The sequence below is a fragment of the Streptomyces parvus genome (assembly GCF_032121415.1).
GTDB classification, from domain to species: domain Bacteria; phylum Actinomycetota; class Actinomycetes; order Streptomycetales; family Streptomycetaceae; genus Streptomyces; species Streptomyces globisporus_A.
On record NZ_CP135079.1, the window covers coordinates 533,193 to 545,512 of the forward strand.

Consider the following 12,320-nt stretch of genomic DNA (forward strand, 5'->3'; position numbering starts at 1 on the left):
GGAAAGGCGGGACTACGGCGTGGGAAGCCCGGTGGCCACCATGCGCAGAGCCCGGGGCAGCAGAACCTCCATCGGCTCGCCCGTGCCGCCTTGCACGAACAGTTCGAGGGCGACATTGTTCGCGGCCATCACGCTCGCGGCCACCAGGCGGGGGTAGAGATCGGACTCGGGATCCGTGCCCGTGCGGTCAGCGATCGCTGCGGCCAGCTCCTTCTCCGCAATCTTGCTCGCCCGCAGCATCTCGGCCTCCAGCGCTGGTTCGGCCAACATCACCCGCAGACCGGCCGCCCACTCATCGGGCTCCTGAGGCGGCATGTGCTCCACCTCGGGGCCAGGCTCCAGCTGCCGTAGCGCCGCCCGGGTGATCGCCTCCCACAAGGGCTCGCCGGGCGGTCCGTGACGCAGCTCGGCCGCGAGCCGCAGGGAGCGCTCGAGGTAGCGAAACGCGATCGCCTCGGCCTTGCTGGAGAAGTAGTTGTTGTAGGTGCGCGGAGACACCCCGACCGCCGCGGCGATGTCCTCCACCTTGACCGCACTCAACCCGCGCTCGACGGTGAGCCGGACTGCGGCCCAGCTCAGCGCTGCGCGCGTGGCTTCCTTCTTGCGCTCCCGAAGACCACTCATGCCTTCACATTAACAGAACCTGCGTGGCGCGCAATTATTCGTGGCACGCACTTTTCTGGACGAGGACGCGGTGGCCGCCCCCGTAGGCCGGCCTGAGGGTCTTCCCCCAACTCCGGTTGTGGCAACCGCCAGGCGCTCGGGTTCCTCCACAGGTGTCGCCCGCCGCCTCGCGGTGGTCCCGCTATCGGCGCCTACGGTGGAGTTGGCTGGCGCCTCGTCCTGACGTCGAGCAGCGTGCGGTCCAGATCGATCAGGTGGTCTCCGAAGCCTCCCCGCGCGCGGGGGGTCCGGCGGGCCGACGTGCTGACGGGGCAGTCGGGGGTGCGCAGGAGGTGTGCGCCTGTCCGTTCCAATGCCTCGACCAGGCCCCGGTCCTCGTCGAGCGGGGTCGGCGGGAAGCCACCCGCGACCGCGTAGGCGTGACTGCTGACGCCGAGATTCGCGCCGTGCACGTGCGGGTGGTGCCACGGGCGGTGCGCCGGTGGGCGTGACCTCTCGTACAGCCGGCGGTAACGGTCGGCCAGCTCGGCCTTGTCAGCCGGCCATCGGTCCACGGTCACGGTGCCGATGACAGCGTCCCAGCCCTCGGCGGCACGAGCCGCCTGGAAGGCGAGCCAGTCCGGCCGTACCGTGCTGTCGGCGTCGGTGGAAGCGATCCACACGCCGCCCGGGGCACCGCCGATCGCACCGAGCGCGGCTCGCACACCGGCAGCCCGGGCCCGGCCGACGTTGCGGAAACGGACCGGTACGACGAGAGCGCCCGCCTCTCGGGAGACCGCGGCGGTGGCATCCGTGCAGCAATCCGCCACCACCACCGTGAGGACGCGTACCGACTCGATGCCGGGGTGCGCGGCCGCCGCGCGCACGGACTCCAGTGCGGCTGGAAGAAGGTTCTCCTCGTCGCGGGCCGGGATGACGACAGCGATGTTCTCGATGCTTGCCTCTGGGGTCATACGAGGCCCTCGCGGGCGGCGGGCGAGGGTGCTGCCGTCCCGTCAGGACTGGTGCGCTCGTAGACCTGGAGTACGAAGTCGCTCTCCCTGTGGTCGGCCGTCAGTGTCAGCCCCGGGAGGGAGCCGACGGTCCGGGCCAGCGTGCTGCCGGTGCCGTGGTGATCGGGTACAGGGTGGTTCCAGTGCGCGGTGACCAGGGTTCCGCCCGGTTCCAGTGCGTCGACCGAACGGTGCAGGACCGTCCGGAGGGTGGGGGCGTCGAAGTAGTAGAGAAGTTCGGACAGGACGACGAGGTCGAAGCGGCCATGCGGCCATTGGCCGGGAATGGTCAGGGCGTGCACTTCCACCTGAGGAAGAGCGGAGGTGCGCCGGCGTGCGGTGGCGACTGCGGATTCCACCCGGTCGCAGGCCACGACCTGGTCACACCGTTCGGCCAGACGTACGGTCAGCTCGCCGACGGAGCAGGCAGGTTCGAAGGCGCGGCGATAGCGGGGCAAGGGCAGGCTCGCCACGGTGAGGTCGTACTTGCGGCGCTCGTACCAGCGTTCGGCGAGGTGCCAGGGGTCGGGAGCGCCGCGGTACATCTTCTCGAAGTACGCCCCAGGCGTGCCACCCGCGCCGGGGATGTCGGGGGTGTCCTGCGCGCCGCTCACCGGAACACCACCTCCCGGTCGCGCAGATGGTGCGCCAGCTCCTCCGGGGGGAGGATCGCCGCGTCGCCCGGCCCCGGGCCCAAGGGCTCGGTCTGACTGACGAACCGCCCCACAGCCCTCCTCTTTCGTTCCAGCACCGTTGGGGGCAGGACGATGCGCGCCGCGCTCCGCCACGGCACCCGGAGATCCCCCGGTACCGCCCAGTGCCACATCCACACCGGGTAGAGCCAGCAGGCGGCACCCACCGAGTCCGCCGCGCGCACGGCCGCCCGTCCCGCTGCCTCGTGGTCGCCGTGCACATCGCCGGTCCACGGTGCGACCACCAGGTCAGCGCCGTGTGCCAGGCGCGCGATGCGGGCCGCGACCTCATCCTCGTACGCCCCCGCCTTCGTGTCGGGAATCCGCAGCCTCACGACGTCCGAGTCCGCCGCCCCGAGCTCGGCCAGCGCCGCCCGTGTCTCGGCGGCACGCACCTTCACGAGGTCGCACGCGCTGACCACGTCGCTGTCGGGGTGGGACCCCTCGCCATCGGTGACGGCGACCACGGTCACTTCCGCACCCGAGGCCGAGAGCAGCGCGATCCCGCCGCCGAAACCGAGCACCTCGTCGTCAGGATGGGCGGCGACCACCACCACTCGGCCGAACGGTCCCAGGGAGACTTCCGGAAGGCTGGTCCAGCCCGGCCATGCCTGCCAGTCCGCCTCGGGGGTGCCCGGGGCCTGGATCGGATCGGCGAAGCTGCCGCCGTCGGCGACCGTCATCGGCTGCCCTCCGGCCTGGCCAGGTAGGCGCCGAGTCCGGCAAGCTCACGTTCGGCGTGGTGCTGGCGGATGTAGACGGTCAGGTCGGCGACTGTGCGGGCGTGCGAGGCGTCGTGGCACAGCGGGCCCGCTCCGGTCGCCCTGCCCACGTGGTCCAGCACCGTGCGGCAGACCGATTCGATGAACGCGCGTGCCCGCATTGCCCGCAGTTGGGCGCCGCCCCTCTCGTCGGTGGGATCCCCGTCGATCTCGGCGGCCGCCTGCTCCAGGAGCGCTTCGGCTGCGTGCAACTGGACGTCCACCGCCCCCAGGTGGGCGTCGGTGTGCGGCTCGGCCCGACCCGCGGCCGCGTCGCGCAGCACGCGGGAAGCCGCCACCGCGCCGCCGTACCAGCACGCGGCCACCCCGATGCCTCCGTGCCAGAACCCGGGCCTGCGCACATATGCCTCGGGCTCACCGACCGCGGTCGCCGGCACGTTCGTGAACCGTACGTCCGGGGTGTCGCTGCCCGCCATGCCGACGGCCTGCCAGCTGCCCTCCACCGGTCGGCAACCGCCTGCGTCCACCTCGACCGCGAAGAGCCGCCGCGACTCCCCTGCCCGGGCTGTGACCAGGGCGCGGGTGCAGCTGTGCGCGCCCGAGCAGTACTGCTTGAGCCCGTTCAGCACCCACCCCTGCCCCGCCCGGGAGGCGACAAGCCCCTCACCCGGCGGCTCGGCCGCCCACACGCCCCACAGTTCGCCCGCCAGCGGCGGCGGCTCCCCCAGCTCCGCAAGGATGGCTGTGGCGTCGACATGTCCCTCGACCAGGCGCGCGGTGCACAGACCGGCCTCGGCGACGCCCCGCAGAGCCGCGAACCGCTCAGCCGTACGCCCGGAACCCGGCAAAGGGAAAGCCAGCTCTCCCTTCTCGATGCGCCTGACCGCGTCGACGAAACCGTCTGCGGCCTGCGCGGCATCGACGGGCAGAGCAGGATCTGCTGGCATGACTCGGACTCCTTCAGGACTGACGGGCAGCTCCGACGAAGCCGGACGCCTCTCCACGATGGATCGACACCCGAATTCGCGCGACCGCGCCCAGGCGGGCGGCCCTCCTCTGTGCCCCTCTCACCAGGAACGAAACACCTGCGGTCCACAGGCCGGGGCATATGTGGCTCACTCCACGAGAGGAGACAGAGCACTGCATGACCGGACCGGGAGACGTGCGGCCACCGAAAAGGTCTCCCGTTCCGGCCGACGGCCCGCCGCAGCCGGCCACGTCTTCGCTGCCTGCACAGCGGTGACGTCGTACACGCGCGAATCGGCGGAGAGGTGCTTCTGCGCCTCTCCGTACGCAACCAGACTCAGCCCGCCGCCAGCCCGGCGGAACGCGCCTGCAAGATCCCTTCGACGCCTTCCAGGAACGTCTCGGTGATGTGTCCGGGATCGGAGAGGCATCCCGCAGCCATGGCCCCGTCCCGGAGCATGACGAAATGCCGTGCCGCCGCCTCGGCGGGCGTCTCACCGACGTGCGCCAACAGCTCCGTGACGGTCTTGAGGAACCAGTCCCGGTGCACGAGAACAGCCTGGTGGATCGGGTGTACCGGATCGGGGTACTCCGCCACGGCGTTGAGGAAGGCGCAACCGCGGAAGCCCTCCGACCGGATCCCCTCGGCAATCGCGCGACCGACCGCGCGCACCTTGTCACCGGGCGTCCGGGCGTCTTTCTGCGCGGCCGTCAGCTGCGCCCTGATGCCCTGGTCCGCCTGCTCGAGGTAGGCGAGGACGAGTGCTTCCTTGCCGGAGAAGTGGCGGTAGAGGGTGGCCCGGGTCACCTGCGATTCCTCGATGATCCGGTCGACGCCCACGGAGTGGATCCCCTCCGCGTAGAAGATCCTGACCGCGGTCGCGAGCAGTCGCGCTCGGGCCTCGGATGTGCTGGCTGTCTGGGTCTTGCGGCTCATGCCCCCACCCTACCTTCGAGGGAGAACGTTCGGTCTTGACAGGCCCCGTAGAGCCGCTGATGATGAACGAGACCGAACGTTCTCCCTCACTCGAAGGGCCGACTCACCATGGGCACCGTCGTCGACCACCCCGCTCCCACCGCACCGACCGGGCTCGCGGTGATTCTGCGCAGGCTGTATCTCCTGCGTTTCGCGTTCGCCGCCCTCTGGGCGGCCCTGCTGTTCACGAAGGCCGACACGCTGGGCCCGCTCAGCGGGACGTTGCTGGTGCTCTATCCCCTCTTTGACGCGGCCTGCGCCGTGGCCGACCTGAGGTCGACGCGGGCGGAGGGCGGGGCGGGCACGAGGTTGTGGGTGAACATCACGCTCAGCGTCCTCACCGGCATCGCTCTGGCTCTCGCACTCACTTCCGGCATCCCGGCCGTCCTCCGGGTGTGGGGTGTCTGGGCCGTCACGGCGGGCATCACGCAGCTCACCGTGGGAGTCGCGCGGCGACGGATGGGCGGGCAGTGGCCGATGATCGCGAGCGGAGCCATTTCGACCCTGGCCGGAGCGAGCTTCTTCCTCCAAGCCGGCGAAGAAGGCGCCACACTCACGAATCTCGCCGGGTACGCCTTCCTCGGCGGCGTCTTCTTCCTCGTCTCGGCACTGCGCCTGAAGTCTGCGAACCGGAACGACTGAACGTCCGGCGACGCGCTTTCTCCATAGGGGCGGCGGACTTCAGGATGCGTCGGACATTCTTCGCGCCACATGCGACAACTGTCGCTCGTTCGTCGCCTCGGGCAGTCCCGACATTCGGCCGAGGCCCGGTGAAGCCTGCCCCTGCGGAGCAAGAGGCTGCCTGTTAAACCATCGCCCGTGGCACAGCCATCACGCAGCACGCGCTTGACCTCGGGTGGCAACCACCGCGGAAGGCGGACGCGGCAACAGTAGCGGCGGCGGCCCGTGCCGGGGAGGCTGCCGCCACCGCCGCGTTCGCCCGGGCGGCCCGCGCGCTGGCAGCGGGCACGGCCGCCACGGCGGCGCTGATCGAGGTCGACATCGCCGTTGCCGCGGGCGGTATCGCTCAGTCCGGCGAGGTGTTCTCCGAGTTGCTCGCTCGTCACCTTCGGCGCTACGCGGCGCTGCCGTTCCTCAGGGAGCTACGCGCCCTGCCCGCCGAACTGGGGCCCGACGCCGGGTTGGTCGGCGCCGCGGTGCTGGCGTCGGCGGGGATCGCACCCGTTGCGACCGCGCATGGCTCCCTGCCGCTGGTGCCGCCGGACATGGCTCGTACGTTCAGGCCGTGGCGACGCCGCCCAGGAACGACAACCTGACCTGACGTTCCGCATTGTCGCGATTTGTGTCCACCAGGCAGACCGACTGCCAGGTCCCCAGCTCCAGCCGGCCGCCGATCACCGGCAGCGTGGCGTGGGGCGGGACCAGGGCGGGGAGTACGTGGTCGCGGCCGTGGCCGGGGCTGCCGTGGCGGTGTTGCCAGCGGTCGTCGGCGGGGAGCAGGTGGTGGAGGGCGGCCAGGAGGTCGTCGTCGCTGCCCGCGCCCGTCTCCAGTACGGCGATGCCGGCCGTGGCGTGGGGGACGAACACGTTGAGCAGGCCGTCGCGGCCGGGGGCGGTGCGGGTGAGGAACTCCTCGCAGGCGCGCGTCAGGTCCGTGACCGTCTCGGCCGTACCCGTGGTGATGTTCAGGACCGTGGTGGTGAAGGAATCGGACATGCCTCCATCATCACCTCACCGGGGTGAGATGAGGCGTCCACGCTCCGAGACACCATTGACCGGGTCCCAACCGGATGACTACGTTCAGCGCCATGTTCCGATCAGCTCTGCTCACTTCGCGCGGTCACATCGACCTGCTGCGAGTGGCTTCCGCCGCGTGTTGTCGCGGCTGCTGACGTTCCCTCAGCGACTTCCGGGCCGTTTCCGGCGGCATGGCTTCCGGCCGCACGGCCGTGCCGGTGCCGGCTGCGCCGCCTGCCGTATTCCGTCGCTCGTTCTGCCGTAGTCGCGTCCAGCTCCGTGCCGCTGCGCAACCGTATGCGCATTCGCCTCCGCTGAGCCTCCCCTCCCCGTACCCTTTCGCGTCCTTTCGCCGCCGGTCGGCCGTGCGTGCGTGGTGACGGCATTGCTCCGGCATGTCCGTGCCCCCCCTCCCCTGCCTTCCCCTCTGCGCGCATCCGTGCGTCCCTTCCCTGGAGCCGTCATGACCGTCAGCCATGCACCGCCGTCGGCGATACCCGTACCCCTCGACAAACCCTCCGCGCCGACGCGTACGCCGCCCGAGCTGGAGGCCGTCGTCCCGGCCTCCGTCCGGCGGTCACGGTTGCGGGCCGCTCCGCGGTGGGTGCGGCGTGCGGTGGGACCGTTGCTGTTGCTGGTGCTGTGGCAGGTGTTCAGTGCCACGGGGGTGCTCGATCCCGATGTGCTCGCCTCGCCCGGGACCATCGCGCGTGCCGGTGCCGATCTGATGGCCGACGGGACGCTGTCCGCCGCGATGGGGGTCTCGCTTCAGCGGGTGGTCGTGGGGCTCCTGCTCGGCGGGGTGATCGGGACGTCGCTCGCACTCGTGTCGGGGCTCTCGCGGCTCGGGGAGGATCTGGTCGACGCGACCGTGCAGATGCTGCGCACCGTGCCCTGGGTGGGGCTCATCCCGCTGTTCATCATCTGGCTCGGGATCGGCGAGGCGCCCAAGGTGGCCCTCATCGCCCTCGGAGTGGCGTTCCACCTGTATCTGAACGTGTACGCCGGAATCCGCGGCGTGGACGCCCAACTCATCGAAGCCGGTACGTCGTTGGGGCTCGGCCGGTGGGGCCTGGTGCGCCATGTCGTGCTCCCCGGTGCGTTGCCGGGAGCCATGACCGGTCTGCGCTACTCGCTGGCCACGGCCTGGCTCGCCCTCGTCTTCGGTGAGTCGATCAACGCCGACGCCGGGATCGGGTTCCTGATGAACCAGGCCCGGGAGTTCTTCCGGACCGATGTGATCGTCGTCTGTCTCGTCGTGTACGCCTTCCTCGGCCTCACCGCCGACGTCATCGTCCGGATCCTCGAAAGGCTGCTGCTGCAATGGCGACCGACCTTCACCGGCCAGTGAAGTCCCCCCTCGAACCCGGCTCCACCGCCAGTGCTTCGACGTCCCACGAGGACGCCGAAGCCGCCGTACGAGTCGCAGGGCTCACCCGCTCCTTCGACGGGCGTGCCGTCATCGACGAGCTCGATCTCGCCCTCAAAGCGGGCGGGTTCACCGTGCTGCTCGGGCGTAGCGGCTGCGGCAAGTCGACCCTGCTGCGGGTGCTGGCCGGGCTCGACCGGGAGATCTCCGGCACCGTCCTGGTGCCCCGCCGCCGCGCGGTCGCGTTCCAGGCCCCGCGCCTGATGCCCTGGAAGCGGGTCTGGCGCAATGTACTGCTCGGGCTGCCTGGCAAGCCCGAACGTGCCTTCGCCGAGCGGGCGTTGGCGGAGGTCGGGCTTGCGGAGCGGTCCGGGGCGTGGCCGAAGACGCTGTCCGGTGGCGAAGCGCAGCGGGCTTCGCTGGCCCGGGCCCTGGTGCGCGAGCCCGATCTGCTGCTGCTCGACGAACCCTTCGGCGCACTGGACGCGCTGACCCGGATCAAGGCCCAGCAGCTCGTGGCCGAACTCTGGCAGCGGCGCGGCTGCGCGGTACTCCTGGTCACCCATGACGTGGACGAGGCCCTGCTGCTGGCCGACCGGGTGCTGGTGATGCGGGACGGGCGGATCGCGTACGACACGTCCGTCGCGCTGGACCGGCCGCGCGAGATCGGCTCCCCCCGCTTCACCGACCTGCGCTCCCGGCTGCTGACCGAACTGGGCGTCGAGGGCGCGGGCCGCGCCCAGGCCCGTACGGAGAGCACGGAGAGCCCCGAGGCATCGCCCGCACATCCCCACCCCTGCCCCCGTCATGGAGACCCGTCATGAAACGTCGCACTCTGCCCGCCCTGCTCCTCCCCTTCGCCCTGCTCCTCTCCGCGTGCGGCGGCGCCTCGTCCGCCGACCCGGGCGGCAACACCGACGGCAAGGGCAGCCTCACGCTCAACGTCGGTGACCAGAAGGGAGGTTACGAGGCGATCCTGCGGGCCTCCGGAGAGCTCGACGACCTCGCCTACCGCATCAAGTGGTCCACCTTCACCTCAGGGCCACCCCTGCTGGAGGCCGTGAGCGCCGGGGCCGTCGATATCGGCGGCGTCGGCAACACCCCGCCCGTCTTCGCCGCCGGGGCCGACTCGAACATCGCCGTCGTCGGCGCCACGCACGGCTCGCCGGCCGGTGAGGTCATCGTCGTGCCCGAGGACTCCCCGCTGAAGAAGCCCACCCAGCTCAAGGGCAAGTCCATCGCCGTCGCCCAGGGCAGTTCGGCCCACTTCCAGCTGGTCGCCTCGCTCAAGAAGGCCGGGCTCGGGATCGGGGACGTCGAACTGAACCACCTCCAGCCCGCCGACGCGCTCGCCGCGTTCAGCCGGGGCAAGGTCGACGCCTGGGCGATCTGGGATCCGTACACCTCGCAGGTCCTGCGCACGGCGCACGCCCGGGTGCTCACGACCGGCGAAGGCGTCGTCAACGGGCTCGGTTTCCAGGTGGCTTCGCCCGCCTCGCTCAACGACGCGAAGAAGTCCAAGGCCATCGGCGATCTGCTCGTCCGGCTGGAGCGGGCCCAGAAGTGGGTCTTCGAGCACCCGGAGGAGTGGGCGAAGGTCTGGGCGCGGGAGACCGGGCTTCCGTACGCAGTGGCTTTGGACGCCGTGAAGCTCAGCTACGGCACGCGCGTCCCGGTCGCGATCGACGCGGCGGCCATCGCCTCCGAGCAGGAGATCGCCGACACCTTCGCCGAACTCAGGCTGATTCCGCGGCGGTTCGACTTCGAGGACTACGTCGACACCCGGTTCAACCGCGACCTTCCCCCGTCCTCCACCGCGCCGCGCTCCTACGGAAAGGCCTCGTCATGAACGTCCGTCTGCACTGGTTCCTGCCCACCGGCGGTGACGGCCGGACGCTCGTGGACCGGCACGCGTACACCGACGGCGGCATCGAACGCGACCGGATCACACCGGTGAGCGGGGTGCGCGCGCCGGACATCGAGTATCTGGCCCAGATCGCGAAGGCTGCCGAGCAGTTGGGCTTCGAGGCCGTGCTGACGCCCACCGGCACCTGGTGCGAGGACGCCTGGCTGACCACGGTGGCGCTCGCCCAGCACACCGAGCGGCTGAAGTTCCTGGTGGCGTTCCGGCCGGGGGTCATCTCGCCCGTGCTGGCCGCGCAGATGGCCGCCACCTATCAGCGGATCACCCGGGGGCGGCTGCTGCTCAACGTCGTCACCGGCGGCGACTCGACCGAACAGCGGCGTTTCGGGGACCACTTGGACCATGACCGACGGTACGAGCGCACCGCGGAGTTCCTGTCGGTGGTGCGGGGCGCCTGGAGCGGGCAGCCGTACGACTTCGACGGGGAGCACTACCAGGTGGAGGGCGGGGTGACCGCGCTGCCGCCGGACCCGCTGCCGGAGATCTTCTTCGGCGGGTCGTCGGCGGCGGCCGGGCCGGTCGCCGCCGCGCACGCCGATGTCTATCTCACCTGGGGTGAGCCGCCGGCCGCCGTGCAGGAGAAGATCGACTGGATTCGCGGTCTGGCGGAGGAGCGGGGGCGCACGGTCCGGTTCGGCATCCGGCTGCACACCATCTCGCGGGATTCTTCGCGGGAGGCGTGGGCGACCGCCGACCGGCTGCTGGGCGACCTCGATCCGGAGACGATCGCGACGGCGCAGCAGGCGCTGGGGAAGAGCGAGTCGGTCGGGCAGCAGCGGATGCTGGCGCTGCACGGCGGTTCGCGGGACGACCTGGAGATCGCGCCGAACCTCTGGGCGGGCGTCGGTCTGGTACGCGGCGGGGCCGGGACCGCGTTGGTGGGCAGCCATGCGGAGGTCGCGGACCGGATCGAGGAGTACCACGCGCTGGGTGTGGAGCACTTCGTGCTCTCCGGATATCCGCATCTGGAGGAGGCGTACTGGTTCGGCGAGGGCGTCACCCCCGAGCTGTCCCGCCGCGGGCTGCTGTCGACCGTGCCCGCGTCTCCGCTGCTGGGCGTGAACGGCGCCGGGAGCCGGACCGCCACGGCGCCGGGCGGGGCTCCCCTGCTGCTCGCCGGGGGTCGCTGAACCGTGCGGTGATGCTCGTCGGGCGTTCGGGAAGATCCCGGGCGTCCGTCGAGTTAGTAGAAGCGTGAACATTTCTGGGGCGCGCGAGCTGGACGTGGTCGTCATCGGCGCGGGTCAGGCGGGGCTGTCCGCCGCCTACCACCTGCGCCGCGTCGGGCTGGAGCCGGACGGTGACTTCGTCGTGCTGGACCACGCGCCCCGGCCGGGCGGCGCGTGGCAGTTCCGCTGGCCCTCGCTGACGTACGGCAAGGTCCACGGGATGCACGCGCTGCCGGGCATGGAGCTGACCGGGGCCGACCCCGACCGGCCCTCCTCGGAGGTGATCGGCGCGTACTTCGCCGCGTACGAGGACCGCTTCGGCCTGCGGGTCCACCGGCCCGTCGAGGTGAGCGCCGTACGGGAGGGAAGCGGCGGGCGGCTGCTGGTGGAGACGTCCGAGGGGACGTACGCCGCGCGGGCGCTGATCAACGCGACCGGCACCTGGGACCGGCCGTTCTGGCCTCGCTATCCGGGTCAGGAGACTTTCCGCGGGCGGCAGTTGCACACGGCGAACTACCCGGGCCCCGAGGAGTTCGCCGGCCAGCGCGTCCTCGTGGTCGGGGGTGGGGCTTCCGGTACGCAGCACCTGATGGAGATCGCCGAGCACGCGGCCGACACCTTCTGGGTGACCCGCGGTGAACCGGTCTTCCGGGAGGGACCGTTCACCGAGGAGTGGGGGCGGGCCGCCGTGGCGATGGTGGAGGAGCGGGTCCGCAACGGGCTGCCGCCGAAGAGCGTGGTCAGCGTGACCGGGCTGCCGATGACCGACGCGGTGCGGCGGGCCCGGGAGCAGGGGGTGCTGGACCGGCTGCCGATGTTCGACCGGATCACGCCGACCGGTGTGGCCTGGGACGACGGCCGGGTCGTCGAAACCGATGTGATCCTCTGGGCGACCGGGTTCCGGCCCGCCGTGGACCACCTCGCCCCGCTGAAGCTGCGCGAGCCGGGTGGCGGCATCCGGGCCGAGGACACCCGTGCCGTACGGGACGGGCGGGTCCACCTCGTCGGGTACGGCCCCTCCGCCAGCACCATCGGCGCGAACCGTGCGGGCCGCGCGGCGGTCCGGTCGGTCATGCGGCTGCTGAAGGAGACGGGCGGCGCGCGGGCCGGCGGGGAAGCGGCGGCGATGGAGGCGGCCGTCACCGTGTCCGTCCCGGGGGCGTGAACTCCTGGCCGGTCGCGTGGGTG

15 protein-coding genes are annotated in these 12,320 nt (G+C 71.3%); 8 read left to right on the forward strand and 7 right to left on the reverse strand.

Going from position 1 to position 12,320, the window contains the following annotated elements:
* Positions 1–12: 12 nt before the first annotated feature.
* The 6 genes from RNL97_RS03385 to RNL97_RS03410 all read right to left on the reverse strand — a co-directional run bounded on the left by RNL97_RS03385 (position 13) and on the right by RNL97_RS03410 (position 4,933).
* Complete coding sequence (locus RNL97_RS03385; protein ID WP_030580720.1) at positions 13–624, reverse strand: acyl-CoA-like ligand-binding transcription factor; 612 nt, start codon at positions 622–624, stop codon at positions 13–15.
* Between the two features lie 191 nt (positions 625–815).
* Positions 816–1,577, reverse strand: coding sequence for a glycosyltransferase family 2 protein (locus RNL97_RS03390; protein ID WP_032765301.1), 762 nt, complete (start codon positions 1,575–1,577; stop codon positions 816–818).
* Positions 1,574–2,161: a class I SAM-dependent methyltransferase gene (locus tag RNL97_RS03395; RefSeq protein ID WP_030580715.1), complete on the reverse strand. Its 588-nt coding sequence runs from the start codon at positions 2,159–2,161 to the stop codon at positions 1,574–1,576. The genes RNL97_RS03390 and RNL97_RS03395 overlap by 4 nt, the downstream gene beginning before the upstream one ends.
* A gap of 65 nt (positions 2,162–2,226) precedes the next feature.
* A complete protein-coding gene (locus RNL97_RS03400) occupies positions 2,227–2,991 on the reverse strand; it encodes a PIG-L deacetylase family protein (protein ID WP_313750348.1) in 765 nt (254 codons plus the stop codon).
* Positions 2,988–3,977, reverse strand: a complete 990-nt coding sequence (locus RNL97_RS03405; protein ID WP_078651995.1) for an acyl-CoA dehydrogenase family protein — start codon at positions 3,975–3,977, stop codon at positions 2,988–2,990. The genes RNL97_RS03400 and RNL97_RS03405 overlap by 4 nt, the downstream gene beginning before the upstream one ends.
* A 356-nt stretch (positions 3,978–4,333) precedes the next feature.
* Positions 4,334–4,933, reverse strand: coding sequence for a TetR/AcrR family transcriptional regulator (locus tag RNL97_RS03410; RefSeq protein WP_313750349.1), 600 nt, complete (start codon positions 4,931–4,933; stop codon positions 4,334–4,336).
* Positions 4,934–5,041: 108 nt separating this feature from the next.
* Between RNL97_RS03410 and RNL97_RS03415 the strand changes: the two genes are divergently transcribed.
* On the forward strand, positions 5,042–5,614 hold the full coding sequence (locus RNL97_RS03415; RefSeq protein ID WP_243313275.1) for a DUF308 domain-containing protein: 573 nt from the start codon (positions 5,042–5,044) through the stop codon (positions 5,612–5,614).
* 188 nt (positions 5,615–5,802) lie between these two features.
* A complete protein-coding gene (locus tag RNL97_RS03420; protein ID WP_313751602.1) occupies positions 5,803–6,249 on the forward strand; it encodes an ROK family protein in 447 nt (148 codons plus the stop codon).
* Here the strand turns inward: RNL97_RS03420 and RNL97_RS03425 are convergent.
* On the reverse strand, positions 6,212–6,649 hold the full coding sequence (locus RNL97_RS03425; protein WP_313750350.1) for a YjbQ family protein: 438 nt from the start codon (positions 6,647–6,649) through the stop codon (positions 6,212–6,214). The two genes, RNL97_RS03420 and RNL97_RS03425, sit on opposite strands and share 38 nt — an antisense overlap.
* Before the next feature lie 92 nt (positions 6,650–6,741).
* Between RNL97_RS03425 and RNL97_RS33030 the strand changes: the two genes are divergently transcribed.
* The 6 genes from RNL97_RS33030 (at position 6,742) to RNL97_RS03450 (ending at position 12,297) form a co-directional block, all read left to right on the forward strand.
* Positions 6,742–6,825 (forward strand): putative leader peptide, encoded by an 84-nt coding sequence (locus tag RNL97_RS33030; protein ID WP_311307964.1) that lies wholly within the window; start codon positions 6,742–6,744, stop codon positions 6,823–6,825.
* Between the two features lie 308 nt (positions 6,826–7,133).
* Positions 7,134–8,021, forward strand: coding sequence for an ABC transporter permease (locus tag RNL97_RS03430; RefSeq protein WP_030580593.1), 888 nt, complete (start codon positions 7,134–7,136; stop codon positions 8,019–8,021).
* Positions 7,994–8,863, forward strand: coding sequence for an ABC transporter ATP-binding protein (locus RNL97_RS03435; protein WP_313750351.1), 870 nt, complete (start codon positions 7,994–7,996; stop codon positions 8,861–8,863). Before RNL97_RS03430 ends, RNL97_RS03435 begins: the two co-directional genes overlap by 28 nt.
* Positions 8,860–9,888 carry an ABC transporter substrate-binding protein gene (locus RNL97_RS03440; protein WP_313750352.1) on the forward strand — a complete coding sequence of 343 codons (1,029 nt, stop codon included), beginning with the start codon at positions 8,860–8,862 and terminating at the stop codon, positions 9,886–9,888. Before RNL97_RS03435 ends, RNL97_RS03440 begins: the two co-directional genes overlap by 4 nt.
* On the forward strand, positions 9,885–11,093 hold the full coding sequence (locus tag RNL97_RS03445; RefSeq protein WP_313750353.1) for an LLM class flavin-dependent oxidoreductase: 1,209 nt from the start codon (positions 9,885–9,887) through the stop codon (positions 11,091–11,093). Before RNL97_RS03440 ends, RNL97_RS03445 begins: the two co-directional genes overlap by 4 nt.
* Positions 11,094–11,157: 64 nt before the next feature.
* Positions 11,158–12,297 carry an NAD(P)-binding domain-containing protein gene (locus tag RNL97_RS03450; protein ID WP_313750354.1) on the forward strand — a complete coding sequence of 380 codons (1,140 nt, stop codon included), beginning with the start codon at positions 11,158–11,160 and terminating at the stop codon, positions 12,295–12,297.
* The last annotated feature ends 23 nt before the right edge of the window (positions 12,298–12,320 follow it).

Excerpts from the sequence above, each read along its gene's own strand:
- RNL97_RS03440 (WP_313750352.1), top strand. The coding sequence starts at position 8,860 with ATGAAACGTCGCACTCTGCCCGCCCTGCTCCTCCCCTTCGCCCTGCTC.
- RNL97_RS03415 (WP_243313275.1), top strand. The coding sequence starts at position 5,042 with ATGGGCACCGTCGTCGACCACCCCGCTCCCACCGCACCGACCGGGCTC.
- RNL97_RS03390 (WP_032765301.1), bottom strand. The coding sequence starts at position 1,577 with ATGACCCCAGAGGCAAGCATCGAGAACATCGCTGTCGTCATCCCGGCC.
- RNL97_RS03430 (WP_030580593.1), top strand. The coding sequence starts at position 7,134 with ATGACCGTCAGCCATGCACCGCCGTCGGCGATACCCGTACCCCTCGAC.
- RNL97_RS03445 (WP_313750353.1), top strand. The coding sequence starts at position 9,885 with ATGAACGTCCGTCTGCACTGGTTCCTGCCCACCGGCGGTGACGGCCGG.
- RNL97_RS03385 (WP_030580720.1), bottom strand. The coding sequence starts at position 624 with ATGAGTGGTCTTCGGGAGCGCAAGAAGGAAGCCACGCGCGCAGCGCTG.
- RNL97_RS33030 (WP_311307964.1), top strand. The coding sequence starts at position 6,742 with ATGTTCCGATCAGCTCTGCTCACTTCGCGCGGTCACATCGACCTGCTG.
- RNL97_RS03400 (WP_313750348.1), bottom strand. The coding sequence starts at position 2,991 with ATGACGGTCGCCGACGGCGGCAGCTTCGCCGATCCGATCCAGGCCCCG.
- RNL97_RS03435 (WP_313750351.1), top strand. The coding sequence starts at position 7,994 with ATGGCGACCGACCTTCACCGGCCAGTGAAGTCCCCCCTCGAACCCGGC.
- RNL97_RS03410 (WP_313750349.1), bottom strand. The coding sequence starts at position 4,933 with ATGAGCCGCAAGACCCAGACAGCCAGCACATCCGAGGCCCGAGCGCGA.
- RNL97_RS03395 (WP_030580715.1), bottom strand. The coding sequence starts at position 2,161 with ATGTACCGCGGCGCTCCCGACCCCTGGCACCTCGCCGAACGCTGGTAC.
- RNL97_RS03425 (WP_313750350.1), bottom strand. The coding sequence starts at position 6,649 with ATGTCCGATTCCTTCACCACCACGGTCCTGAACATCACCACGGGTACG.
- RNL97_RS03405 (WP_078651995.1), bottom strand. The coding sequence starts at position 3,977 with ATGCCAGCAGATCCTGCTCTGCCCGTCGATGCCGCGCAGGCCGCAGAC.